Source organism: Pseudomonas sp. Choline-02u-1 (genome assembly GCF_002836515.1).
In the GTDB taxonomy this organism is placed as follows: domain Bacteria; phylum Pseudomonadota; class Gammaproteobacteria; order Pseudomonadales; family Pseudomonadaceae; genus Aquipseudomonas.
The window spans coordinates 236,245-262,148 of sequence record NZ_PJBC01000003.1 but is presented as its reverse complement, the minus strand read 5'-3'; the positions used below and the strand labels follow the sequence as shown (position 1 = coordinate 262,148).

Annotated in this window: 20 protein-coding genes; 8 read left to right on the top strand and 12 right to left on the bottom strand. The window is 54.8% G+C overall.

Annotation, left to right across the window (positions count from 1 at the left end):
* Positions 1-93 precede the first annotated feature (93 nt).
* A complete protein-coding gene (locus tag CXF97_RS03265) occupies positions 94-786 on the bottom strand; it encodes a sensor histidine kinase KdpD (RefSeq protein ID WP_101156034.1) in 693 nt (230 codons plus the stop codon).
* Complete coding sequence (locus tag CXF97_RS03260; RefSeq protein ID WP_101156032.1) at positions 783-2,387, bottom strand: tetratricopeptide repeat-containing response regulator; 1,605 nt, start codon at positions 2,385-2,387, stop codon at positions 783-785. The genes CXF97_RS03265 and CXF97_RS03260 overlap by 4 nt, the downstream gene beginning before the upstream one ends.
* 217 nt (positions 2,388-2,604) lie before the next feature.
* Between CXF97_RS03260 and CXF97_RS03255 the strand changes: the two genes are divergently transcribed.
* Both CXF97_RS03255 and CXF97_RS03250 read left to right on the top strand, forming a co-directional pair.
* Positions 2,605-3,960: a lysozyme inhibitor LprI family protein gene (locus CXF97_RS03255; RefSeq protein WP_101156030.1), complete on the top strand. Its 1,356-nt coding sequence runs from the start codon at positions 2,605-2,607 to the stop codon at positions 3,958-3,960.
* Between the two features lie 185 nt (positions 3,961-4,145).
* Complete coding sequence (locus CXF97_RS03250; RefSeq protein WP_101156028.1) at positions 4,146-8,282, top strand: CheR family methyltransferase; 4,137 nt, start codon at positions 4,146-4,148, stop codon at positions 8,280-8,282.
* Between the two features lie 6 nt (positions 8,283-8,288).
* Here CXF97_RS03250 and CXF97_RS03245 read toward each other — a convergent pair whose 3' ends face one another.
* Positions 8,289-8,828 carry a hypothetical protein gene (locus tag CXF97_RS03245; RefSeq protein WP_101156414.1) on the bottom strand — a complete coding sequence of 180 codons (540 nt, stop codon included), beginning with the start codon at positions 8,826-8,828 and terminating at the stop codon, positions 8,289-8,291.
* A 334-nt stretch (positions 8,829-9,162) separates the two neighbouring features.
* On the opposite strand from CXF97_RS03245, the gene CXF97_RS03240 reads away from it, so the two are divergent.
* Together CXF97_RS03240 and CXF97_RS03235 are read left to right on the top strand one after the other, a co-directional pair.
* On the top strand, positions 9,163-10,587 hold the full coding sequence (locus CXF97_RS03240) for an integrase family protein (RefSeq protein ID WP_101156026.1): 1,425 nt from the start codon (positions 9,163-9,165) through the stop codon (positions 10,585-10,587).
* Between the two features lie 462 nt (positions 10,588-11,049).
* Complete coding sequence (locus CXF97_RS03235) at positions 11,050-11,466, top strand: response regulator (protein ID WP_101156412.1); 417 nt, start codon at positions 11,050-11,052, stop codon at positions 11,464-11,466.
* A gap of 90 nt (positions 11,467-11,556) precedes the next feature.
* Here CXF97_RS03235 and CXF97_RS03230 read toward each other — a convergent pair whose 3' ends face one another.
* The 5 genes from CXF97_RS03230 to CXF97_RS03210 all read right to left on the bottom strand — a co-directional run bounded on the left by CXF97_RS03230 (position 11,557) and on the right by CXF97_RS03210 (position 15,321).
* Positions 11,557-11,811 (bottom strand): DUF1652 domain-containing protein, encoded by a 255-nt coding sequence (locus CXF97_RS03230; RefSeq protein WP_101156024.1) that lies wholly within the window; start codon positions 11,809-11,811, stop codon positions 11,557-11,559.
* Positions 11,812-12,228: 417 nt separating this feature from the next.
* On the bottom strand, positions 12,229-12,567 hold the full coding sequence (locus CXF97_RS27920) for a hypothetical protein (protein ID WP_157830855.1): 339 nt from the start codon (positions 12,565-12,567) through the stop codon (positions 12,229-12,231).
* A gap of 15 nt (positions 12,568-12,582) precedes the next feature.
* On the bottom strand, positions 12,583-12,996 hold the full coding sequence (locus CXF97_RS03220; RefSeq protein ID WP_101156020.1) for a hypothetical protein: 414 nt from the start codon (positions 12,994-12,996) through the stop codon (positions 12,583-12,585).
* Between the two features lie 52 nt (positions 12,997-13,048).
* Positions 13,049-14,533 (bottom strand): hypothetical protein, encoded by a 1,485-nt coding sequence (locus tag CXF97_RS03215; protein ID WP_101156018.1) that lies wholly within the window; start codon positions 14,531-14,533, stop codon positions 13,049-13,051.
* A gap of 197 nt (positions 14,534-14,730) precedes the next feature.
* Positions 14,731-15,321, bottom strand: coding sequence for a hypothetical protein (locus CXF97_RS03210; RefSeq protein WP_101156016.1), 591 nt, complete (start codon positions 15,319-15,321; stop codon positions 14,731-14,733).
* A gap of 414 nt (positions 15,322-15,735) precedes the next feature.
* Here CXF97_RS03210 and CXF97_RS03205 point away from each other — a divergent pair, with 414 nt between their 5' ends.
* The 3 genes from CXF97_RS03205 (at position 15,736) to CXF97_RS27915 (ending at position 18,826) form a co-directional block, all read left to right on the top strand.
* The gene (locus tag CXF97_RS03205; protein WP_101156014.1) at positions 15,736-17,061 is read left to right on the top strand and encodes an S-type pyocin domain-containing protein; all 1,326 of its coding nucleotides are present in this window, start codon (positions 15,736-15,738) and stop codon (positions 17,059-17,061) included.
* A 10-nt stretch (positions 17,062-17,071) separates the two neighbouring features.
* Positions 17,072-17,326, top strand: a complete 255-nt coding sequence (locus tag CXF97_RS03200) for a bacteriocin immunity protein (protein WP_101156012.1) — start codon at positions 17,072-17,074, stop codon at positions 17,324-17,326.
* 144 nt (positions 17,327-17,470) lie between these two features.
* Positions 17,471-18,826 carry a hypothetical protein gene (locus CXF97_RS27915; RefSeq protein WP_157830854.1) on the top strand — a complete coding sequence of 452 codons (1,356 nt, stop codon included), beginning with the start codon at positions 17,471-17,473 and terminating at the stop codon, positions 18,824-18,826.
* A 228-nt stretch (positions 18,827-19,054) separates the two neighbouring features.
* Here CXF97_RS27915 and CXF97_RS03190 read toward each other — a convergent pair whose 3' ends face one another.
* The 4 genes from CXF97_RS03190 to CXF97_RS03175 are packed head-to-tail and all read right to left on the bottom strand — an operon-like array spanning position 19,055 to position 25,017.
* Entirely contained in the window at positions 19,055-19,264 is a 210-nt protein-coding gene (locus CXF97_RS03190; RefSeq protein WP_101156008.1) for a hypothetical protein, read from the bottom strand.
* The gene (locus CXF97_RS03185) at positions 19,257-19,694 is read right to left on the bottom strand and encodes a hypothetical protein (RefSeq protein WP_101156006.1); all 438 of its coding nucleotides are present in this window, start codon (positions 19,692-19,694) and stop codon (positions 19,257-19,259) included. Before CXF97_RS03185 ends, CXF97_RS03190 begins: the two co-directional genes overlap by 8 nt.
* Positions 19,694-24,586 carry a MobF family relaxase gene (mobF, locus tag CXF97_RS03180; RefSeq protein ID WP_101156004.1) on the bottom strand — a complete coding sequence of 1,631 codons (4,893 nt, stop codon included), beginning with the start codon at positions 24,584-24,586 and terminating at the stop codon, positions 19,694-19,696. The genes CXF97_RS03185 and mobF overlap by 1 nt, the downstream gene beginning before the upstream one ends.
* Positions 24,583-25,017, bottom strand: a complete 435-nt coding sequence (locus CXF97_RS03175) for a hypothetical protein (RefSeq protein ID WP_101156001.1) — start codon at positions 25,015-25,017, stop codon at positions 24,583-24,585. The genes mobF and CXF97_RS03175 overlap by 4 nt, the downstream gene beginning before the upstream one ends.
* A gap of 343 nt (positions 25,018-25,360) precedes the next feature.
* On the opposite strand from CXF97_RS03175, the gene CXF97_RS03170 reads away from it, so the two are divergent.
* Entirely contained in the window at positions 25,361-25,894 is a 534-nt protein-coding gene (locus CXF97_RS03170; protein WP_101155999.1) for a hypothetical protein, read from the top strand.
* The last annotated feature ends 10 nt before the right edge of the window (positions 25,895-25,904 follow it).

Here is a 25,904-nt window from a genome sequence, read left to right as displayed (position 1 = left end):
GACGAGTGCAACGAGGCTGCGATCTTTTGACTTTGATTTTTCAAGATCAAAAGATCGCAGCCTCGTTGCACTTGTCAGCTCCTACACCAGTCCTCAGGGCAAGTAGAGGCTGAACACCCCGCCACCCAACGGCCCGCCATTGCTGATTTCGGTGCGCCCTTCCACGCCGTTGCGCTGATGCAGCGCAGCGATGCGATTGGCGAAATACAGACCCAGGCCGGTGCTGCCGCTGCCGTGGTTGATGCCCTGCACGTAATCGGCCTGGCGCTCGAGCATCTCGCGCGGATAACCGACGCCGTCGTCATTGATGCTCAGCACCAGTTGCCCGGCTTCGTCGCTGACGGTAATCAGCAGCGACTCGCGGGCGTAACGGATCGCATTGTTGATGCAGTTGCCAAGCACCGAAGCGATCAGCTCGCGATCGAAGAAACCCAGCGGGCTCAACGGGTCGACTTCATAAGTGGCGATGATGCCGCGGCTGGCGAACACCTCCTGATGCGCGGCCAGTTGCGCCTCGATGAAATCGTCGAGTTCGTGATAGGCCGGCTGCAGCGGCAGCTGATTGACGCCGAGTTTGTACAGCCCCAGCAGTTGCACCAGCATGCCGTTGAGGTGAGCAAACTCGAAATCGATCACGCCCTGCTCTAAACCTTCGCGCAGCTCTTTGGGCAAACGCGCCAGCCATTGGCTGTGCGCCTGCATCAGCATGGCCAGGGAATTCTTCATGTCATGCACGGTGGAGGCAATCACCGTGGAAAAATCCAGCGCCGGATCAACTTGCTTCATTCGCCAAACGCCTTGCTTTTCAGCTTCTGATAACGCGCAAACCGCGCGTCGGTGTCGGGCATCAGGCCGACCATTTTCAGGCAGGCCCGACATTCTTCCAGCTCCGCCGACGGCACACTGGTGTCGGTGCCGTGCAGCAGCGACTGGGCCAGGTTCAGCGCAATACTGATGTTTTTCGGTTGCAGCTTGAGCGCCTTGCGAAATACCTCGCGGGCCTCGACCAGGTTACCGGTCTTGTATACGCGCACGCCCTGGCGGTTGAGATCGGCCGCAGCGTTGCTCGAGCTGAGAATGGTCGGATCGTCGGTGAGCTTGGCAATGTCTTTCATCACCGCCGGGTCATCACCGTAGATCTCCGCGCAACTCTTGAGCATCGAAGTGCCCGCCTCGGCCTGACCGAGCATCTGCAACTGTTTGGCCACCAGCAACGCGGCCTCAGGACTCATGAATTGCTCCATGCCATCGAGGCGCATCAGTGCTTGTTCGGTGAGTTTGTCAGCGGTTTCGGCGTCGTTGAGCAACAGGCTGGTGGCTTTCATCAGTCGCGCACGGATTTGCAGGCCGGGGTCGCTCGGGTTCTCTTTGGCCACGGCGCTGAGGGTGGTGTTGATTTCCAGCCGCGTGCGCGTGTCGAGGCCGCGATCGCTGCCCTTGCTGATCAGCGCATGCGCCAGGCCGAGATTGCTTTCCGGGTCTTTGAAGCGCGACTGGGCCCCTTGCGACACGGCCTGACGGTAGGCGCGCGAAGCGGTTTCGAAATCTTCGTTGGCCATCGCCAGTTTGCCCAGCAGCGCTTGGCGGCGTACCGCCAATGGCGACAGGCGAATCGCTTCTTCGAGCACCCGCTGCGCGCCTTTGCTGTCGCCTTCGGCCACCAGCACATCGGCCATGCCGTCATACAGCGCCGGCATCATCGGGAAGACTTTCAGGGCTTTTTCATAAACTTCTTTGGCCTGCGAGACCTGCCCGCGTTTGAACAGCAACTTCCCCAATCCAGCGAAGGCCCATGGCAATGGGCGGTCGGCAATGATGCCGTCGTAGAGTCGCTCCAGCGCTTCGTTCTGGTTCATGTCGCGCAGGGCGTCGGCGCGGTAACGCAGGCACAGTGGCGAGTAGCGGATGTCCTGTTTGCACAGGGCAATACAGGCGTTGAGCACCTCGACCGGCTTACCGCGATCGAGGGCCTGCAGAATCGGTTTGAGCAAAGTCTTGCGTTGCTCCAGACGCTCAAGGCGTTGGGCCAGCCCGGAACGGTTGAACGGCTTGGTCAGGTACGCATCCGGCTCGTGCTCAAGTGCACTGAGCACCATGGCCTGGCTGGTCTCGGCAGTGACCATGACGAAGACGGCTTCGTGGCTGATGAGTTTTTCCGACATCAGGTCTTCTAGCACTTGTTGGCCGTTCTTCTTGCCATCGCCGAGATGGAAATCCTGCAGGATGAAATCGTAGGACTTCTGCGAACACATCTTCAGCGCCTGCTCGCCGGTGTCGGCGGTATCGACATCCTTGACGCCAAGCTCACGCAACATCGAACGCACGGAACTGCGGAAATCCGAAAAATCATCGACGATCAGAAAGCTTTTTTGGTGATACGACGACATCGAAGATTTCCAGGCAATTGAAGAAAACGAACCGAGGCGATTTCAGGCGCGCAAATGATAGCTGGAGGCCATGCGCCATCAAGCGATTTCGCGCGAGTCTGAACTCACCGTTCGGGTTATCGGCCAAAAGTGCCGGGGCCTGAGGGTGGTGCTTCAAGAATGTTGCCTGGAGTATTACTCTGCGCGCCTGCTCAAGGATTTCCATAGGGACTGAATCGTGTACATCAAGGGACGCTACATCCTGTCAGCGGGTTTGCTGGCCTTTATCCAGCAAGCGACAGCGGCAGCGATGGATTGCACAAAAGCCACAAGCGCTGCCGAAATCACGATTTGCGCGAATAAACCACTGTATGAGCTGGACGCGCAGATGGGTGGGCTGTACCGCCAGGTGATGACAACTGCCACAGCGGCGCAACCTGAACTCAAGCGCACCCAGCGCGCCTGGCTGAAAACCCGCAATGCCTGCGCAGATGATGTCGCTTGCCTGGATGGCAGCTATCGCCAGCGCCTGCAAGCATTGCAGGCACAGTGGACGCAAGCCGTGGCGTGGCAACCGGATGCCGTTGATCTTCAGGCAATGAACGATCTGCAGGAAAGCATTCGGACCGAGAGCAAAAGCCACCCGGAATTTGCGCTGGAGCGTGCCTTGGACGCACGGGCTTTGGACTCTTCTGAGACATCGTTCGCAGGCGATCCAGTCGATGACAGTTACGGCGAGCAAACCAACTTCCCCACGTCGCGCCCCAAAGGCGTGAGCGAGGATGAGTGGCAAGCATTGAACGCCTCGAACATCGAAGGCGCCGCCGAAACAGGACCGACGACCTACGCACTGCTGGATCTGGACAATGACGGCCAGCGCGACCTTATCGTTCAGACCTACGCAGGCGGCACCGGCCTGTTCACCTACGTGGAAACCTGGCGCCGGACGGGCGCGCGGTTTGTCAGAAGATCTGTCGAGCGGGAAAGTTCGCTGTTCCATACCAACGACCGTGGCGCCAATCAGGCGATCAGTTGGATCAAACTCCACGACAGAATTTATGCCGCCTATCGAAACAGCGCCTACGGTGTCGATAATCTGTATCTGCTCAATCCGCTGAAGGTCAACCTTCAAGTACCAACCGTGACCGCGCGTTACGCTTACACACTGCAAGTGCCTGCGACTCAAAACAAAGAGGACGGCACCAGCACGTATAAGCTCGAAGCGGATTTGCACGCGGCACTCGACCACGCCGTCACTCAAGCGATGAAAGCCGCCCCCGACTCAACCAATAACGCGCCCCTTTGCCCAATTCCTCCCACGGGTACCGGAGACGACGATTACTACAGCTACGGCCCGACGCACTACGCCATCGAGAAGATCACCGATCTGCCGGTGATGATCGGCGGGGAATGCTACATCGGTGCGCTGATTGACTGGTTCGGCAGCTACAGCGAAAAGACTGGGTTATTCGCCCAATTGGCGGTGCGCAAGCCGGGTGAAGAGGCAAGCGGGACTGCCTACGAAGTCTACGGTCGTCGGCATCTCACCGACGTCAGCGCAGGACTTGGCAACGTCGAAATCGACGGCGGCTGACCACCGATCATCACACCGGCAAAATAATCGGCACGCTTGCCGCTTCAGGGATGTCACACGCTCAGACAAGGCGTTTGTCTTGCAAAAATGAAGGCAGATCTGCAAATGAGGTTTATTCTGCTCAATTACCTGCGCCCCCGGACGTCTGCGATACGCTTGTACCGCCACAAAAAAAGGCCAATGCCATGACCTCGAAAACCCCTGCCTCGCCCTCTGCGCCCGAGAGCAAGGATGTGACACCCAGCCACCTGAATTTTCCGGTGGTGGGCATCGGCGCCTCGGCGGGCGGCCTGAAAGCGATCAAGCTGTTTTTCGAGCACATGCCCAAGGACACCGGCATGGCCTTTGTGATCATTCTGCACCTGTCGCCCGATCATCAGAGCATCGCCGACAAGATCATTCAGGAGTCGACGCGCATGCCGGTGCTGCAAGTGACGCAGCCGGTGCCGATCGAAAAGAATTGCGTGTACGTGATCTCGCCAGCGCATTCGCTGTCGATGAACGACGGCTATCTGCGGGTCAGCACGGCCGGTTCTCCGCAGGCGCGCCACACGGCCATCGACCTGTTCTTTCGCGATCTGGCCGATGTGCACCGTGAACGGGCGTTCTGCGTGGTGTTGTCAGGCACCGGTTCCGATGGTGCGGTGGGCTTGTCGCGAATCAAGGAACAGGGCGGCGTGACGCTGGTGCAAGTGCCGGAAGACGCCGAGTTCGACGGCATGCCGCGCGCCGCCATCGAGACGCGCATGGTCGATCTGGTTGTGCCAGTGGTTGAGATGCCGCAGAAGCTGATGGAGCTCTGGCGCAACTCTCAGAACATCAAACTGCCCAGCGCCAATGATCCGAGCCTGAAAGCCTTGAAGCCTGCCAACGAACACGAGGCGGCAATCGCCGAACAACGCCTGCATGAAATCCTGCTGTACCTGCGCAGCAGCACCGGCCACGACTTCAAACACTACAAGCGCGCCACCGTGTTGCGCCGCATCGAGCGGCGCATGCAGGTCACCAGCCAGTCTGACCTCAGCGCCTACTACGACTACCTGCAAAATACCCCGGAAGAAGCCAAGGCCCTGCTCGGCGATATGCTGATCGGCGTGACCAACTTCTTCCGTGACCGCGAAGCCTTCGAAGCCCTTGAGCGCGATGTGCTGCCGCAACTGGTGCAATCGGTTGCCGACTCGTCGGAAAAAGAAGAACTGCGCGTCTGGTCGGCCGGCTGCTCGACCGGCGAGGAAGCCTACAGCCTGGCGATCCTGCTCGATGATCAGATGCAGGTACAAAGCAGCAAGGCCAACCTGCAAGTGTTCGCCACCGATATCGACGAACGGGCGATCACCACCGGCCGCGCCGGCACCTATCCGCAAGCCATTGTCACCGACGTACCGCCAACGCGCCTGCGGCATTATTTCGTCAAAGACGATGTCCACTACCGGATCCGCAAGGAGATCCGCGAGAAAGTGCTGTTCGCCAAGCACAGCCTGTTGTCCGATCCGCCGTTCTCGCAGATCGACCTGATCGTTTGCCGCAATCTGCTGATTTACCTGGATCGCGAGGTGCAGCGGGAAATCCTGCAGATGTTCCACTTTGCCCTGCGACCGGGCGGCTTCCTGTTTCTCGGCACCTCGGAAAGTGCCGATGCCTGCCATGAACTGTTCGCGCCAGTAGACAAGCGCAACCGCATCTTCCGTGCCAAGACCGGTACCCCGAACAGCCGCAGAACACCGACCATGCCACGCGGCGGCTACATGCGCACCAGCGTTTCCCGACCGCCGTCGAAGGCCATCGAGCCCGTCAAGCTGTCGTTTGCCGATATCCACCGCCGCGCCATAGAACGCTTCGCCCCGCCGAGCATCATCGTCGACACCAATGCCGATATCCTGCACATGAGCGAAGCCGCCGGGCGTTTCCTGCGGCATGTCGGCGGCGAGCTGTCACGCAACTTGTTGACGCTGATCCTGCCGGAGCTGCGCCTGGAAATTCGCACCACGCTGTTCCAGGTGCAGCAGAGCAATGTCACCGTATGCTCGCGAGAAGTGGTGCTCAAGCGTGAGGAGCGCCAGTTCCGCATCACGCTGATTGCGCAGCCGTACAAGGACGACGACTTCGACAGCGAGTGTGTGCTGGTGACCTTCGATGAAACGGAGATCGATGCGCACGAGCAGGCGCTGACCACGGTGCTGCAGACTGAAAGCCAGGTGCTCTCCAACCTCGAACGTGAGCTGCAACGCACCAAATTGCATTTGCAGGACACCATCGAACAGTCGGAAATCTCCAGCGAAGAGCTCAAGGCTTCCAATGAGGAGATGCAGGCGATCAACGAAGAACTGCGCTCGGCCACCGAAGAGCTGGAGACCAGCAAGGAAGAGTTGCAGTCAATCAATGAAGAGCTGTTGACGGTCAATTACGAACTGAAGACCAAAGTCGAAGAAACCGACAAGATCAACGATTATCTGACCAATCTGATCGCTTCCACTGACATTGCTACGGTATTCGTTGATCGCAGCATGCGCATAAAGTGGTTCACGCCTCGTGCCACGGACATCTTCAGCATGCTGCCGGTAGACACCGGCCGTTCGCTGCTTGATATCACTCATCGCTTGAATTACCCGGCAATGGCCGAGGACGCTGCGCAGGTGTTCGAATCGTTGAACATGATCGAACGCGAGGTCAACAGCACCGATAATCGCTGGTACATCGCCCGTCTATTGCCTTACCGCTCCAGCGAAGACCATATCGACGGCACGGTGCTGACCTTCATCGACATCAGCAAGCGCCGCGAAGCCGAGGAAGAGCTGCGCCTGGGCGAAGAACGCATGCGTCTGGTCGCCGAAAGCACCCGCGATTACGCAATCATCATTCTCGATGAAATGGGTGTGATCACCAGTTGGAACAAGGGTGCCGAACTGATCTTCGGTCACCCGAAGAGCGAGGCCGAGGGGCAGTTCTACGATTTCATTTTTACCGGCGAAGACCGCAACGCCGGTATGGCCGAAAACGAACTGGCGACGGCTCGTCTGCACGGGCGCGCCCAGGACGAGCGCTGGCACGTTCGCAAGGATGGCAGCCGGTTTTTCTGCAGCGGCGAAGTCACGTTGCTCAGCGGCGATCATCTGCAGGGTTATGTGAAGATCGCTCGCGACCTGACCGGGCATAAACGCACGCAGGACGAGCAAAGCCAGGAACTGGCCCAGACACGCAACACGGTATCGCTGCGCGACGAATTCTTTGCAGTCATGTCCCACGAACTCAAGCATCCGTTGAACCTGATTCAGCTCAATGCCGAACTGCTTCGCCGCCTGCCGATGATCCGCACTGCTGGCCCGGCGACCAAAGCCGTCAACACCATTTGCGATGCTGTGAACAGCCAAGCGCGGATTATCGACGATTTGCTCGACGTGGCTCGCGTACGCACCGGCAAGCTCAAGCTGCAATTGACGCGAGTCGACCTCAGCACCGTACTGCGTGACATCCACACGGTTGTGCTGAATGAGCAGCATGCAACGCACATCGACCTGCAACTGCCGGAAGAGTCGCTGTTCATCCATGCCGATCCTACCCGTGTTGAGCAAATCATCTGGAATCTGGTGAACAACGCGCTGAAATTCACCCCACCGACCGGGCGCATCGAATTGATTGCCAGCAAGAGCGGGCAAATGGCTCAACTCAACGTCAAGGACAACGGCGTCGGCATTGCCGCAGAAAACCTCGAACACGTGTTCGACCTGTTCGGCCAGGCGGAAAAGCAGCACACCAATCATCAACGCGAAGGGCTCGGCATTGGCTTGTCGCTGGTACGGCAACTGACCGAGGCGCAACACGGCACGGTACGGGTCGCCTCACCGGGGCTGGGCGCCGGATGCACGTTCACCGTATGCCTGCCGCTGGCAACCGAAACCGTAGAAACCGCTGAGCAGCCGCCGGCAGAACCGGAGTCGGGCAAGCTGGTGGGCTTGAGCATTCTGCTGGTTGATGACTCGCCGCAAGTGCTCGAGACCTTGAAGATGCTGCTGGAAATGGAAGATGCCGAGGTGACCGCGTTCGACCACCCCGTGGCCGCCCTGAAAGCTGCCGAGGGAACGCGCTTCGATCTGATCATTTCCGACCTTGGCATGCCGGTCATGAGCGGTTATGAACTGATGGCTGCACTGCGTAAGTTGCCGCTGGTGAAAAACGTACCGGCGATCGCGCTCACCGGTTATGGCACTCAGAGCGATATGCAGAAGTCCCGTGAAGCCGGCTTCGATCAGCACTTGGGCAAACCCGTGGCGTACGACGATCTGATTGAAACCATCGAGGCGCTGCGCCGCTCGGAGTTGCTATAACAGCACTCAGCACAGATAAGCGCGCTGCACGCAGACCCGGCGATCGATCGCCTGCTGCAAACGCGCCTTGCTCTCGGCCCAGAGGCCGGGATCGACGCGCGTGCGGCGCATCAACTCAAGCACGACGGCTTTGGCTTCCAGGTATTCCGACCAGGCGTCGGCAGCCCTGAGCTTGAGCCGCTCGGTTTCGCTCATGTCCATCCGGCGCAGGGCCAGCGCCAGAGGGTCAGTCGCCACCGTACTTAAAACGCATTGCACACGGTGCGGCGCGGTGAAGCCCTGATAGTCGACAACGATCTCCCGCGCCCGCCGGGTGCCCCACTTCAAGGCCAGCTCGCAGGACTCCTGGGTTTCATGATCGTGAAACTCTTCACTGACCGCCCGCCCGTCCGGCAGATAAACCCCGACGAACACCTGTGTCACGCCGCTTGTGTTGATCCGCGCCTGCACCTCGATCTGCAAGCCGTCGCTCAACACCTCTTCATGGCTGTGCAACGCTAAACGGCTGTTGGTCCAAAACCAGTACTGGGCACCCCGACGTCGCACCATGGCTGTCCTCCCTTGGGAGTCGGAAATTAAGGCACAGATCCGGCGGATCGCCACAACAATTCGTCGGCTGACGTTAAACGCAAAAAGCCCCGTCGCACGGTAAATGCGACGGGGCTTTCGGTGTTGAAGAAGTGGTGTCCCAGGCGGGGTTCGAACCTGCAACCTTCCCCTTAGGAGGCATATGCTTTGGTGAGTCAGCTTGATTCCGGTCGCTTCCTGAAACATCCCAAATCTCTGTTTTTAAAAGGCCTACCTATTCTGCTTGTGTCTTGAGGTTTCTCCTTGTAGCGTTCTGCATCATGAGAAGTGGGGACCGAAGTGGGGACTAGAATTGGCTATCAACACTGCTGACAAAAGTGTGAACGATCAAAAGCTCAAGGGTATGCCGCCAGCATCCAAGTTGACGGAAAGTTTGCCTGGCCGTTCCCGGGGTAGCCTTTTGTTCAAGCGTAGCCAAAATGGTGCGATCAGCGCCTACTTCCGCTACCGGCTCAACTCAAAGGACACGATGATCTCTCTGGGCCAGTATCGCTTGAGCGCCAGAGCGCCGGGACTGGCGCTGTCTGAGCTACGCGACAAAGCGGCAGAGATGGCATTGATTGCTTCCGAGCACGGCGACGTTAAGGTGTACTTGGCGGCCAGAGCCGCCGCAGAGAAAACACAACGACAGGCCGTAGTGCTCGCGCAGCAGCTTGCGACCCGACAAGGTAGCTTCGAAGAACTGCTAAATGCATACGTCAAAGATCTGACCGCTCGCGGCAAGGTCAAGGCGAAAGAAGTCGAGCGCCTATTTCAGACTCACGTAATCCAGCACCACCCTGATCTGATGACGCGTCCAGCAAAGTCCATCACCGGCGAAGACATTCATTTAGTAATGAGCGCGCTACTCGCACGCAAGCCTAAAGGTCGTGGTATCGGGAACAAAGCGAAAACGGCCAATACTGACATGCGATCAACAGCCGCCAGCGTCCACCGATATCTAAAGGCTGCATTCAGCTATGGCAGCAAGGCACACCTCTCCTTGGATCGAGATGTAAGTGATTCGAAAGTTTTCGACATCGGGGTCAATCCAGCTACAAAGGTCCCTACCCTTGCTAATACACGCGGCGGTCAGACTGAATCCCTGACGCCAGAAGAGTTGGGTGAGCTTTTACGTCACTTGGATACCCTGCCTCCCCGAGAGATGGCGATCTGCAAAGGTTTAATCTACTTGGGCGGCCAACGAATGGAGCAACTGCTCCGTGTGACCTGGGAGGATACGTCCGATGACCTTCTGCACCTTACCGACGGCAAAGGGCAAAAGACTCAAGCATGGGATCACCTGTTACCCCTGACCGCCAGAATTAAGCAAATTCTGACGCCTTTGTTTGAGAGCAAAATCGGGCCTGGCCCGTTTTGTATTGGCCGGCGTTGTATTCGTCCGGATACAGCGGGCAAGCGATTCAGTGATGCTGGAAAAGCTTTGAGTGGGTCCGGTAAAACGCGATATTTCAGTTATGCGAACGTTCGGGTAAGTGCTGAAACGCTGATGGCTGCACTTGGAATTACGAAGGAAATCCGTAGCTGGCTTTTATCTCACGGACGCAACGATGTTCAATCGATTCACTACGATCGATACAGCTATCTACCAGAGAAAAAGGCTGCTCTGGAGTTATGGGGTAGATACCTAGACTGTTTGTATGCGGAGAAAGAGTGGGACCAAGGCAAGGTTATTTTGCTCAGCCGAAAGCGGCCTCAGGAGATCACAAAAAGCTGACGCTGTGATTCGACTTGACCAACAGGTGCCGTAGTGACGACCGACAGAGAGTGGCCAATTGCTGCCTGCCACGAAGGGCCGCAATCCACAACCCAAAGCTGACGGTGGCGACAGGCAGAAATGGGCCAAAAGCGGTCGGTGGACAGGCGCGATGTCTAGCGAATTTTGCTAGACATCGCTAGATTTGCGTATTAGTCGATCGCAGCCACCACCGCGTATTTACATATGCTGGCCTTTTTTTGCATGTCACGAAGGACGGCAACCGGCCAATTGCAGTCGCTGGTGAAGGGCAGAAATGAAGTCGATTGCTGCTTCATTGAGCGCCGGATAGCCGGCTGCTATAACCTTCTCGGCAGGACAGATCGCAACCGTCCTTCGGCTGGAGGCTAATCCTGCAACTTTGGTTACACTGGAGCTGGTTTGGGAGGTGTGGACGTCTTTTGTTTCTTAGAAGGTGAAAAAGTGTACGTTAACTGGGAAGGCCTGTTACCGATTCGGGGCGAAATCATCGTTGTCGAAGACGATCCGACGCTCCGTGAACTGATGGTAGATATCGTCGAGGAGGTAGGCGCTAAGGCATCAGCATTTGAAACCGCTGATGATGCGTTGACCTATCTTTTGCAGTCGCATGGCGAATGCAGGCTAGTGATTGCCGATCATGGTGTCCCTGGACAAATTCAAGGTACAGAATTCATTGAAATGGTGAGAGGAAAATGGCCTTCCATTGCGGCGATTCTGACCTCAGGGTATCTGATAGATCCTGCATCAGTCCCGCCTTCTACCATCTACTTACACAAGCCCTGGTCTCTGGATGATCTGATTGTTGCGATAGCATCCCTGCTCCAGCCGGGTTTCCCTATCCAGAAAGCTCAAAAATAGGCCTGGTGCTGTCCCTTCCTGAATTCTTTTACACTGCATCAGCGCTAATTATCGATCTCTTCGGCAGCGCCATTTTTATGATCCAGATCGCTATCTCGCTAACACCACCGTGCCCGTCGCTTGGTGCGCTGCCATTTCAGAGCGAAGCTCACCAATCAAATTTGCAATGGCTCGGCTTGACGTCAATTCGCTGGTCGTGACCGCAGTGACCAGGAGATCGACCCGTCCAGAAGTCGGATCGAACACCTTGATCATCAATGATCCATCCGGATTGACTGAGCAGGTGCAAGAGAGAGGCTGGAATCCACATTCAATAACGTGGCGAAGCTCAAGTGTGGATATCATGACTTGGCGTCCATAGGGTCAGGAGAGTGGGATCTAGCGTATTAATTTTAGCTACTGATCTTCAATGCGGGAGGCTGAAATCAAATTTCGTTGCATCTCTCCCCAATGACCGCTACGGGTCGATTTCTGCCTGTCACCACCAGCACCTATGGGCAGTTCTCTGCCGGTCATGGCTACGAAGCGTGCTGATCAATCCGATGCATTCGGTGGTCAGATCGAACGCAAATTACTGGTCTGCTCGAATACAAACAGGTGTCTAGCGGAGTGCAATTTCACAGCATAACGAACACAGTCCGGTCTCTGCGTAGTCACACGCCATCAGTTCGCGCACTCGCTGTTTTGCCGCGAGATCAGCGGCACCTACGCTCATGCAATGGTGCCTTTGTTGCATGAAGAAAGGAGGCAGGTCGAGAGTCACTAACGCCCATTCTCATGAACATGACAATAGTGACCTTGCAGGGCTACCCATTTGCAAGGCGTATCTACGAGCGATCCACCGGTCACAATCGCCTTGCAGGGTTCGTCACGAACAGTATAACCGGAGCAAGCGACCGCATATTTACTGTCATGCCAAAGCCGGTACTGGCGCGGGGTCACTCCATAGCGAGCCCCCCAAAATGCGTCGGGATCTTCGCAGTAACGCACTACGTCCGCAGCCTCAATTTCAGCCGTCACTTCACCGCTTGGGCTGATATGTTTCACCGTAAAACCTACACCTGCGTCGACGAGCTGACGAAGGCATGTCTCAAGATCCATAGAACCTCTCCTTAACTAGTCGGTGCTAACCAATTTCATCGCATTCCTGCGATCAATAACGCTTCTCTCGCCAGCCTCCTGGCGCAGCAATCTTGCATTCTCGGCTGACTGAATCGCTCCTTCAGCATCACCACTTGCAATTTGCTTAGCTGCCTGCCAGTCGAGGGCTTCAATTGCGGTTTGTAGCATCTCCGCTTGTGAAGGTTTACTGCGCTTCGTCGACTCTCGGACTTCACTGCCAGCGCGTTGACGCTCGATTACGGCGCGAGCTTCATTCGATGAAGTGCACAGTACTGCGCGGGCGGCGGCTAAACGGCCATCCACGATTGCAGCCTCATGATCTTCGAAACAGCCATTTAACGACTCCACCGCTGCTAACAGGTTGTCGACCATTCGCAATAGCTCAATGTGTTGTGGATCGTTACTCATTAGCGTTCCTATCACTGAATGATTCCATCTTTTTTGAAGATCAGTTTGATCGTTACGATTTTGCAGTAGAGGACTCTGAGCCTGGAATTTCATTCAATATTTTCATGTTCTCAATAACCCGCTTCATTTCAATCGGATCAGACAGGAAAGCTGAATCTTTGATTATTACAGTTCTTGTTCCGCTAAATTCTTCCGCAATTTCTGAAGAAATTGAGCTGACTACTCGCCTAATTTTCTCCATGTCCTTCCAAAACCTCGCCTCAAGGTCTTCCACACTGCAACCTGCCCTCAAAGACTCGAATAACCATAGACGCTTCTCTCGATCAGGATCTGGGTCAGGAAAGCGACTGTAGTCGCCTCTCGCTACCATTCTTTGGCTCAAGAGACTATCTTCTGCGACTATTTTTAAAACCTCCTCAGGACTATTTTTAGCTGTCGGATACATCTTGAGAAATGCTTTCTCGGGGATTGCTCCTTCAGATATTTTCGGTAGAGCTAGGCGCAGTAAGTATTGCATTACCACGCTTGTGGTGAAAGGAAGAACTACCTCTTCAAATACAAACGGAACGGTAATTTCGCTGTACACCATTCGGCCTATTTTGTCCGCCAGATATTTAGTCAGACCGGCATCTAAAAAGGTTCGCAAATCAGTTGTTTTTTTGATGAGTTCAGAGAACCCATCATTCTTTAGGTACTTAAGAAATTCCATATTGTAGCCATAAAGATCAACAGAGCCGAGTGCCACCCTAGAGTCTTTTGTTGTGGACATAAGGCGAGAGTGGAGGGATTTCAAATTTTCATCAGTTAGAAAATTTAACCCAGCGCTTTCGAACTCCTGTCTAAAATAGCTTTTTACAGCCTCATGCTCGACTACTAAATGGACTTGAAAAAATGAAGAAAGCACGCTGCTTTTTTGGGCCAGCCTTGCATTGATAGATGTCCCATCGAATGTTTTGAAAACAATTTTTCGAAGGGCTTGATTGATTAAATCGAATGGAGGAGTATTTCTAAAATCACTGAAAGACTCAAAGTCGTCGGATACTTGTTTTAAATATTCAGCTAGGCGCCCGTCAGATATCTCAAGTTCTATTTCGCTTGTAAATGATGACGCCAATTTAAGAGCTGGCTCGCTGAAACCGCCAGATGCGTAACAGTGATATTCAAAGCAGGCGTCACTCGGCATCAAATCTTTATCAAGAATAGTGAACAACAGAAACTTAACGAGTTCTTTGATTAGCGCTGGGCGAGAAAGCCTTGCTTTCATTTTTTTACATTGAATTGTTCCTGAAACTTTTTGAGATGTGTACAAAACGCAGTCTCGCCCTCTCTCACCGACGCCCTGCATTAAGATGACATTATCAAAAGCCCCATACTCGCCTAGCGTTATCTCCGAATTCACAAGACAATAAATTAAATTCTCAAAGTCACGATCGCCTAGCTCATCATATGGAAGAGCTGATAACCCAACGTCTAGAGCGAGCGGCTTAAAACCAGCCCCAATTTCTTGCTTTAATCGTTCCTGGTTGATCTGTTGCATTTTCACTCCTTGCTATTTAGATCATTAACTAGAAGGTTGATGCGTGGGTATATCTCAGCGCACCTCGCTTTGCAGACTGATCAGAGCATCCGTTGGTCGGCTATTTACCCATACCTTCGTTCCCTCGATTTCGCGGACGCGAAAATGCACGCTCATCTATTGGCTCGGCCCCGACATGTCGGGGCTGTTTTCGTCAGTTAAAACACCGGAACGCCGGCTGTATCCTTCACTTTCAGCTGCCCTGCGCATGGCCTGGTATTCATGTTCGATACACCCGGCGGAGAGACACATAGTGTAAGGCTCACCCCATAAGGCAGTTCAATGTGCCGAACTTCGCCGTAGGGAACCTCAGCAGTTCGCGAAACCGTGCCCTTATCGTTGATGATCTCAGGTACGGAAAGCTTTTCAACATAGGTGTTCTCTGGCCACTCCCGGCGCCCCTCAGCACCAACCTGGTAATTAAGGTCGACCCGAAGCTTCGCAACTGTATCGCCGACCGAAAGTATCTGGATCTGACTGACAAGGTTCACAATGCCCAACGCACACGCGGATTTCTGCGCATTGCATTGCCGTACTTCAAGAGGCTGATATCGATAACCGTCTGCGGCGCCGGCATTGCCGTAAAGCACATTGCCTGCCCCAATCCCCATACCGGGATAGCCAGAAAGATCGGTCGTCCCAGCGTAATAGTCGACGACAACAGGCCCTTTATCGGCGCCCCCCCAGTTAGCACAACCAGCGAGCGTGGCCAAAGCCAGCACGACACTACAACCAACAACTGAACGCATGCAGTTTCCTTCTGAACACAGGATCTTGGAAAAAATTACTCATCTTTTATTCATCGCGAAGAGCCATCTGACCGAGCCACTGCAGCCTCGGATCCATCTCGATACTTGATTTCGCTTTGCCCATACGATCAAGAACCTTGCGAATCTCGAAAAAAGGAGTAGATGCCCCGACCGAAGGCTATCGACCAAAAGCGGCCGTCCTAACGGGAGTTGCTGACTGCACGTATTGCAGAATGCCACCATTCAAACGCTCGTACTAGAGCGGTTACCATTCGTACTCTGGCAGCAGCATGGAACAGGCGAAAGCATCACTGTTTTTAGGAAGAGCCCTAAAGCTTGTACCCGCTTTTCTGCGTAAGGTTACTGTTCCCCTGCCTCAGGCTGGGATTTTCCAAGGACGAACAAGGATGCTGCATGAGCGGTTATGTACCTAACCCACCCAAAGGTTACCGAGAGCCGGAAGCTGAGCCTGTCGATCTTCACGCCCAATACTGGGCACAGTACAAAGCCCAACCGAGCAAAGCTCAGGCAAATACTAACGCTGCAGGCTGCACGTTTACCAAACCTTGCAAGCTGCCTAACGGAACCATCAACTACGTCAGTCCTGGTGGATCGATACCCACAGACCCCATTAAGGAGTATGGAAACTTTTCCCTGTTGGGCGGTCGTGAAATTGATGCAGCCGGAAAAATTCAACTCAAGCAAATAAGCGGTAACACGTTACCCACTGCACTCGGCACCCTCCTACTGGGTGGAACTGCTATTGCATCTGCTGGCGCATCCTGTGGTGGTCTCTGCACCACTGGGGCTGCTGTTGCAGGCGTTAGCGCAGGTACGAGTACTGCTACTGCGGGCGTAGTTACCACTGGGGTTGCTGCTGGCGCCTTGGCGGGAGTGGTCGCACTACTTTGGCCATCGAGTCTGGGCGATAGCAGCCTGTACACAGAAGACCAACTCAAATCTCTCAAGGAAGGCCGTACCCGAGTTCGACTGCATGTAGAGGAACAAGCTGACGGCACCCTAAAAGGTTACGGCTACAACACCCAGAAGCGTCGCGACTGGGAAATGATTCCTGTAGTCCAGTTCAAGATTCAGGGCTCTCAGCAAGTGGCCGACTTTGGTGATGGCGTCACGTTGATATGGACACCCGCGGTTGATCCTTCCAGCACTTCCGGTATTCCGCCATTGGAGGGCGCACCACAAGCCCCGCAAATTTGGATTTACCCGCCGACCGAGCAAGCCGACAACATAATCGTCAATCCGATCTACCCGCCTCAATACAAGGACTTCATCCTCGTGTTCCCGGCTGATTCGGGTGTGCAACCGCTGTACATTGTGATGAATGTCCGGCTCGATCCCGGAACGGTGACAGGCCAAGGTCAAGACATAACCGGCATATGGCTTGCTGGGGCTAACACAGGATTCGGTTCACCTATTCCAACGGAGATTGCCGATCAACTACGAGGTGAAAGCTACGGCAGCTTCGATAGTTTCAGGAGGGCCTTGTGGACGGCAGTGTCCAAAAGCCCTGTACTCAAAGGGCAATTCACAGACAATAACGTTGACCGGATGCAGCAAGGATATGCTCCGAAGGCACGTTATCGAGACAGAGCCGGGAAACGTGGGTCGTTCGAGCTGCATCACCTTGATGAAGTGGCTCAGGGCGGAAACGTTTACGATGTGGACAATCTGAGCGTTGTCACGCCGAAACGACACATTGATATTCACCGAAATGGATGACAGATAAAAAATGAAGAACAGTATCACTGACTTTACCGAGGCCGAATTCATCGGTTACATGGAAGAGCTATTAGTAGCCAACAAGACAGTCTCTGATGACGTGCTTGATGATCTTTTGGAACGATTCTGCAAGATTACAGAGCATCCGGACGGCACTGACTTAATCTACTACCCTGAAAACGGCTCAGCGGGGACGGCGGAAGACGTTACGCGAGTAGTGAAAGAATGGCGCTCATCTCAAGGTTTGCCAGGATTTAAAGGCTAATGACATAAGCCTAGAGTTTCCGACCCTTTTCCGCGCTGAAAATCTGAGCGTGGCCAGAAGCTTTTGGGCAACGCTAAGGGAAACCGGATCGGGCTATACGGATCCGCGACCAGTCTTCGTTAAAATCATATTATTTGGACTTTTATGAGAAACCTTCCGCCCCTAGCGCCAGAAATAGCTCATCTTGATCCGGAAGAGATTGAAACGCTATACACGCGCTATCTTGCTGGTGAAAAAATATCCGTACTTCAGGCTGAATTCCGAATTCCTAGTACAGCCAAACAACTTATATATCTATTCCCCCCTCTGATACTAAACGAAAAGCCTTGTCCTTATTGCCACTGCGCCATGTCAAGCAAACGCAAAAATAAGACTCAACGGGCCTCCGAAGAAAATATAATAAAATGCTTAGACTGCGGTCACTTTGAAGATCCGCAGTCTGGGCGATTCAAAAAACACTGTAATTGCAAACCATGCCAATTAAAACGAAAGGAGGCTGAAGCACGCAGGGAAATCGAGTTTCAAAAAACAATAAAAGACAAATTCAACCCCGAACTAGTAACACCAATACCTTATACAGACCTAAATTTCAAACACAAGCTTACGCTAATAAGCCTACTTCGCTGCCAAACCCCGGAGAGCTTCGACTACATAATCCCTATCACACAAAGCCATAGAAATTACCTGCTGAGCCCAACAGCAAATTTTACAGAACAATTACTAGCATCACTGTGCAAATGCAAAGCAATTATCATCGACCCTAACTCACCACCAAACTCACTCAGAAACAAAGACCCTGACGTATTCAATGTGCAATGGTTATCAAACGTAACATTAGACGGTCAGAAGCGCTCAACACTCACAGCGCTGTACAGCGCAATAAACAAAGACCTTAATGAAAACATATCAAGCAGTTGGTCTCCACAGATAAAAGAAATGCTATTCCAAATACCTCAGGAGGAGGTGATTCAATACCTACATCTTAAAGCAAACATCCTAGATGTGAGCTTTGGTGCCGAAACAAAAACTCCTGCGATTATCATGCAGCTTCTCGAAACCCATTCCACATCACAACTCTACACGTTAGCCTCCAACGCCGTTGACAACGCCCATCTATTTCACAAAAAAAAACACGTTAGCCATAGACATGCAGCCAATACTATTCCCGGGAAAATGCTATCCCTTGCAGAGGCGCACGCTATAAAAAAACGCGAAGTATTCGGGTTTTCGAGAGATAGAAACGCTCCCCGCTCAGTAATTAGTAAAATATTCTTCGACTTTTATCTCGGTGAAGCAGACGCGGCGTTCAAGATCGCACCAGGTAAATATTGGAGAGATGTACTAAGCCACCGTCTACCGCGCGACGAAACAACCAAACGAGAAAACAATCTTTTCTGCCCAGAATGCGGTTCGCTGGAGCACTCTCTGAAGATGAAAGATATTAGTATCTACCTGACATGTCGTGATTGCGAAATCATCAGTACTTTTAGCCTAAGTTAATTAGCTTAATACGAAGCCTGTGCGCTAGCCTCAGCCATGTATCGGGTGTGTTTTTTGAATTGATATGGCATGGCGAGGCTATGCAGATTGCGCGCTTGCTATCTGCTACTGCTGAAATCCGCTTTGACTGCTGCAATCCGCACAAATGGCGAGCTATGCACGGTGCATAGGTAAGTCACCCCAAATACGTTTCCGCGACATAGCCCAACCATGAGGGCGTGGAGTGATTTAACCTGGCGATTCGCAATCCATTGTTGGCTTCAGCGCAACGGCAACAGTCCCAGCCATTTCCACCAACACATCAACAATCCGCGCATGCTCCCACGGATCATTCGGTGCAACAGCCGTCGCGACGGCCCTCGGGTTTGCCAGCACGGTCTGTAGCGCATCAAGGTCATTTGCGTTCAGGTCTAGGCTGAAGCTCAAGCGTTTAGTCATGATGTAACTCCAAAAGAGGGATCTGGATGCCGACGGCCATCGCCTGTCCTAGATACCCAGCATGTTTGATGTAGCTGAATACTTCGAATCGACTGGCTATCGAGCGAGGGCCGTCGTCGAAAAGGCGATTACGAAGATTGAGTAAGCCGATCTCATCAGGGGCGTTTTCCGAAAATAGCACCAGGTGCCAACCACCACTTCCCTCCCAGCATTTCTCATCGGATAGCGGATCGGGAACGACGTACGCCTCTTTAATCGGCAACACCTGCTGAGCGATAGCTAACATGAGTACGAAAGGACCTGCGTTTTCGTTGGTAAGCGAAGCGCGAAGCTGTTCAAGTTGGACCGCGAGATTGGAGATCTCTAAAGCACGCATCTGCTTGCCAAGAGCTTGGATCTGACAAAGGAATTTTTCATGGTCCCGAGACATTAGATCGATCTCCTGTAGCTATAAGTTGCTTCATCTTCGGCATACGAAGGTTGGGTTTCTGGCTGGGCAACCGGCCTTGTTGTCGGTTCTGCCAGAGCAACGGTTTCAGAATTCTGCACTTCTCGCTGGGCGCTCATCGCTTCGATACGCTTCAGGGCTTCGTTGGGATCTTCGCCAAGCTGCAGACCAACACGCTCGCGAACATCCTCGATCTGCGCACCAGCGAACTGGCTGATGAGTCGAGCATGACGCTTCACCGTAAGGCTATCGCCGCCTTGGTCGCGATCATAAGCAAGCGAAAAGCGCTGGATTTTATAGCGCTCGGCCAGGGCGATGATTGCCGCCTCAGTGTTTGGACCAGGTTCGCCAGTAGTGCCGATGAACAGGATCCGCTGCCGCTCTTCTGGGCTAGCCAACTGGTAGGTGCTCAGGGTGTCGACACCGCCCTCGCTGAAGCGGATTTCGGTGGGGTTCGCGCATTTCGGGTTGGCGAGGTAGACACCTTTTTCAGTTTCTGTCGTAAAACCCTTGAACTCACGTCGTTCGCCATTGATAACCTGAGCGCCGCGGTACTCATAGCCGCAGAACTTGGCATTAGCATCAATGTGAGGAAACACGGCGGAGCCATGCCGGCTCGTACGCCAGCGCGTTTCGGCCAACACTTCGGACGAGATACCTCGCTCTTGGCTCAGATAGCTATCACGGCGAGACATGAAACCGAAAGTGCGGTAGTGGTTTTCCGTGCTGGTTGCGATTGTCTCTAGGCGCTCGCGCTCCTTCCTCTGTCGCGACTCTTCGCGTGCCCGATCAATACGGGCCTGCTCTTCCGCTGATTTACCCAGCGAAGGCAGAACGCCCCCCTGAAACGCACGAACATCGTCCTTGGCCTGGATGAAGGTGCCGCCACTGGCTTCCTGATAGAGTTTGAAGATGTCACCGCTCTTGCCCGAATGGCGGTCATGCCAGACCCAATTGTCATCAGCGGCCTGGTAAATGTCGTATTTCCCTGAGCCGTGGCGGAAAACAGCATGTCCTTTGTACGATGCCTTCTTGTCGTACTCCATGCCCAGGTGAACAGCGTAGTTGGTCAGGTCGACGTCGCGTTTCATCGCGGCGACTTCGCGGGCGTCTGATGCTTTGTCGTATTTCATCGAGCGTGCTAAAGCAGTACCAGGAACCTGCCGTCGCACTCGACCAAGAGGCTGTCGATCAGCGAGTGTGTTATCGGGCAATACACCCTCACGTCCCCTTCCGGGACCTGCTGCCAGATCGCATGTGGACAACGTACGCAGATAGTCTGAGGGTGCTCGCCCTGCAGGGCGTTTAATGTTGCCGAGCGGGCGGGAGAAGGCTTCTTCGTTTGCTGCGTCACCGGCGCCGGCGGCGCGGTCAAATTGGCCGAGGCTGCCGGCGACTCGCTGGCCTGCGGCGCCGGCTCGGGATTCGGGTCGGGATACTCCATCGGCGGCGGCGACAGGTCGTCCATCAACACGGGGGTATCGGCCGAGGCCGGCAAGGGTGGCAGGTCGGACAGGATCAATTCGGACATAGCGGGCCTCCTGAGGCTCAGGCTTGATCAGTTTCAGCTTCGTGGTGAATAAGGCGGTCTTCATTCCCTGGAGCGTTTCGCAAAGGTCGCGGCGCTGCTCTGGGGGAGCGGATGAGCCGGGGTTTGTCCATCGCGCAACTTCTGCACCTGGAGCGGGGTTTTCTGCAGCTACAACGGCAACGCGGCGGGCATCAGCCGGCCAGGTCTGTTCGTCGATGCGAAGGTCGACGATTTCAGCGCCGAAGGCCTTGGCGTGCTCGATCTCAACCTCTACGGGCGGCAGGACGGTGACGGACTGGCGGGGTTGTTCTTGGGGCTGTTCCTTCGCCTGGCCGGGGAACTGGAAAAGTGGGGAGGCCCCCTGGAGACGATCGAGGACGGAAAGTTTCTGAGGGGTCAGCCTGAACGGCTGGCCTGTATGGACGGATGCGCGAATAGCTTCGCGAGCCTGAGGCATCAGGTCGAGAGCGTTCTCTTTGTAGACGAATTCCGCCGTCGACTTCTTGAATGGGAGCCAGTTGGCTTCACTCAGGTACGTTTTGCACCCGTGGATTCCGCGGGTATAGGCGACATACCAAGCCTGCAGAGAAGCGTAGGATGACGGCAGGTAGTAAGACTGCATAACAGTCATGCCCTGCGCTTTGTGGCCGGTCATCGCATAGCCGTGCTGCAGCGACTCGTATTCACTGGCATTGATCTTGACCGTCCTCCCATCGTCCCGGGTGATCGTGAACAGAATGTCCTCGATCCGCTCACCGTCGACTTCGCGGGTGACTCGCTCGATACCCAGCACGGTGCCAAGGTCCCCGTTGTAGATCGGTTCGTTCTGAGAGTCCTTGGCCGTTTTGCGCAAAAGCAGGCGGTCACCAATCGCAACCTGGATCGTGAATCGCTCGCCGGGCAGCACCTCGGTTTCGATGCTTACGCTACCTACAGCACTCAATTCACCACGAGCGAATCGGGCATCACGAATTTTGTCGTTGAGCGCCCGTACCTGTTCGTTCGTATCAGTGAGGACAAGAATCTGGGACCAGTCCAACTCACGGACAACGCTATCCTTCCCTGGCAGACCAGCTTTCATGTCAGCGAAAACATCGCCAACCAACTCGTCCGCTTCGTTCACGCCGTCAGCGAAAACCTTGAGCTGATCATCGCGCTGCATGTGGCGGATCGCATCGCTCACCTTGCCTTCATAAAGGGCCTGAGCAGTAGGCCTGAACTGGTCGACTTGGCGGGCGATCGTTTCGATCTTGGCGCAGCGATCCCCAACAGCGTCGTGCAGAAGGCCGAACAATGCGGCGGTCTCCACTGCGTCATGCTGGTTTCTATCACCAACGCAGATCAGGCGGGCGCCTGCCTGGTGACAAGCCACCACCAGGTTATGCATCTGGTAGGTGTCCAGCATGCCGGCTTCGTCGCACACGACGATATCGCCGCGTCCGATGCGATCCTGCTGTTTGAAACGCTGCCCAGCCTGCTGCGCGGCAAGCGTGTTCTGGTGCTTGATCAGTAGTGAATGGACAGTCTGGGCCTGAATACCGGTCGACTTAGCCAGCTCCGTTGCCTGCTTGTTTGCAGGCGCAACGCCAATTACACGGCGCCCCTGCGCCTTGAAAACTTCGGCGTATACGCGGAAGGTCGGCGCCAGAGTGGAAGACTTACCAACGCCAGCGGCCCCCTTAAAGAATGTGTACTGACCTGGCCCAGTCAGATCGTAGGCAGCTTGGCGCTGCTCCTGAGTGAGCCGAAAAGGCTTTTCGCCTGGCTTCTGGGTCGCCTGTTTTTCCTTCTCATAGTCGTCAATCACCTGGTCAACAAAGGCATGATCAACATTCCAACTCGGATCATCGAGACCAGCATGCACCGCCTTAACGCAGTCGGCTTCAAGGGTGAAGAGTTCCTTCGTCGTGTAACGCTTCGGCGACATGCGGCCGTTTTCGTCCGGCTGCTGGGGAATTTCGATGAGGCCGAGTTGTTTGTAAATCTCCGACTTGGTTGCTTCGATTTCTTCAAGGCCACCTTTGCCAATGGTCAGGTGCGCGGCCGCGGAATCGATCGCGAATTCATCGATCACGGTGGATCCGCGGAACACCATGCGCTGCAGCTCAGCGAGACTCGGTGCCTGGAGATCTTTGGCGGTTGATGCCTTCAGCTCGACAGTGGGAATCGCTTCGCGCCAATGACCATCCAGGCTGTCGCCTAGCTCGATGTCCTTCGCATCGCGGCTTCGGACGGCGATAGCCTGAGCTGCAGCTTGGCCAGAGGTGGCCATAGTCTTCTTCTCTGCCTGGATCTGCTCGCTGCGCTTGGAAAACTCGGCGACGACTTCCTTCGAAACTGAAGCATCGTTGAGACGCAGGCCATGCCCGCTCCAATCAACGACCATCGCAGAAGCCAACTCGGGGAGGCGTGCCCGGAGACGCTGATAAAAGGCCACGTCGACGACTGCACCAAACTCCTTCTGGCTCTTGTACAGCCATCCCGCATCGAGGGTCAGGAACTTGCCGTCGACGGTGCGAACGAAATTCGGCCGTTCCAGGTGTACGTGAAGCTGAGGATCAGGGAAGTTCTGGCCGGGGGCGCGACGTGCTGTGCAATGGGCATATGTCAAAGTGACGCACTCGCCGGTTACAGATTCTGCGCCCTGAGCGCCTTCACGTCCGCGAATCCGGCCAGTACGGTGCTCGCGCTCGATCGCATCGTTCACAGCCCCCATCACGCATTCCTGGATCACGCGACGGGTTTGGTCGTCGGCCTGTGCCCAGTAGATGCTGATGGACTTCTGCAGGCTCACACACGAGCTGAAGCCGAGAACAGGATCCTTTGCCGATTTTTCTTGCCCGTCCTTCTCCAGTCGCTCCAGGTCGCCGGCGTCGAGCTGCTTTTTCGAGGACGGGTTTGCCTTCTTCGATTCAGCTTCCTGAATAGCCTTGTCGATGGCCTTTTGGCGCTTCTCATCAAGGAACGCCTCTCCGGTGCGTGGGTTGATTCCACGGAAAAGAGCTAGGTAATCACCGTCCTGGGGATGCTCACCGAGGCCCAGCTTGTTGGCCAACGGGCCTGCAATACCCGATGCCAAAGTGTCGTTGCCGGACTTGTGGTAGTAGTCCTCTCGCCCTGTGCCCTGGTCGCCCTCCACCTGACTGACGATAGCGGCGATCTCGGCGTCAACTTTCGCCAGTTCGGCAGCCATGACCTCATCTGTCACGCAACGCTCTGCGCCGAGATCAATGCGCTTCTCACGTAAGGCCTGGAGCTCCTTCAGCTTCTTTTCGAAGTAGGAAGCCTTGGCCGCAAAATTACCGGCCGTGGTCTTCTGGTTGCTCATCCCGTAGTGACTCATCGCTCAATCTCCATGCCTGTCTGCTCGGCAATGAGGCGATCCATAACCATCGGCACGAGTCGATTGAGCATCGGCTCGATGGTGCCGGCGAGCAGTTCAGGCCGGCGCTCGGCCTGGCTTGCGAGAACCTGCAACAGCAGATCAGGAAGAGCAGAGCCCAGAAGGGAAGAAACGGATTGGGTAATTGCGCCTGCAATCGAAGCCACAACCGGGCCATCGAGCAGAACAGGTACCGGACGAGACGGCTCGGCGCAGAAGCGCTGCGCCTCTAGGAAGCCCGCGATCTCTTCGTCTGTACGCTGGGACATGAGGGCATCGAGTACGCGGCCTTGAGCAACGTCCAAGCGTGCCGAAAGGCGCTCCAAGCGCACCGCTGCAACTTCATTCAGGTACTGGGTCGAGGTCTTTGCCCCAGCCTTTTTCCGCGCCATTTTCCTTTTCCCTTCTGAGAACGCTTCTCAGGTAGACGACTTTAGCCGGCGTACCTTGCTTTTGCTTTGTTGGCTTTACGGCTTGGAGTCCGCGAACTGCGCGGGATCCGGGCCGACGCGAAGCACCCGAAGGGTGCAGATGTGTTAACGAAAGCTGTATATATACAAGCATCTCGCATCACTTTAAGCAAGTTTTGCTTGACTCGCATTAGTTTACAACTAATATGAGCCACAAGCGGCCTACCTTTGCAGCTTGTTTGCAACAAACCGCCAACTAGAAGCCGAACCTTTGGTAGAGTTAGCAAGCAGTTTTAAACAAACGCAGCGACCATAGGTGAATGCCATGTTTGACCGACGCACAGACGCCGAACGCGCCCGTGATGAGCAGGACCAGCTGGAGTGGATGCGGATGCAGCAGGAAGAGGCCGATCGCAAAACGGCGGCATTGAAAGCCGAGCTGGAGCGTATGAAGGCCGCCGCTGAATCTGGCAGTGGCCAGAAGAACGTAAGGGGAAGCGTCACGAAAGCTTTGCTGCCGAGGATCGAAATCCTCCGCGAAGCAACGCGCTTAGGAACACCGATCACGCAACAGCAGGAAATGCTGGAAAGGGCAGGAATCGTTGTTAGCTACAACAGCTTGCGCAAGTTCATCCAAAAATTCCTGGCTCGCGAGTACCGAGAGTTTCTGGCGAACGTACGAACGACCGGAGCTGATCCTGATTTTGGGCGTGAGTTACACCCTGAAGTCATCAGCAAGAACACCCCTGAAGCCTTCGATAAGCGACCAGCAGAAGCACCGAGCATTAACGAAGAATGCGGTTCAACTGCAGGAAATCTTGACTTAGAGCGGGCGGCAACCCCTCGAAAGTTTCTCTAGAAATCAACGG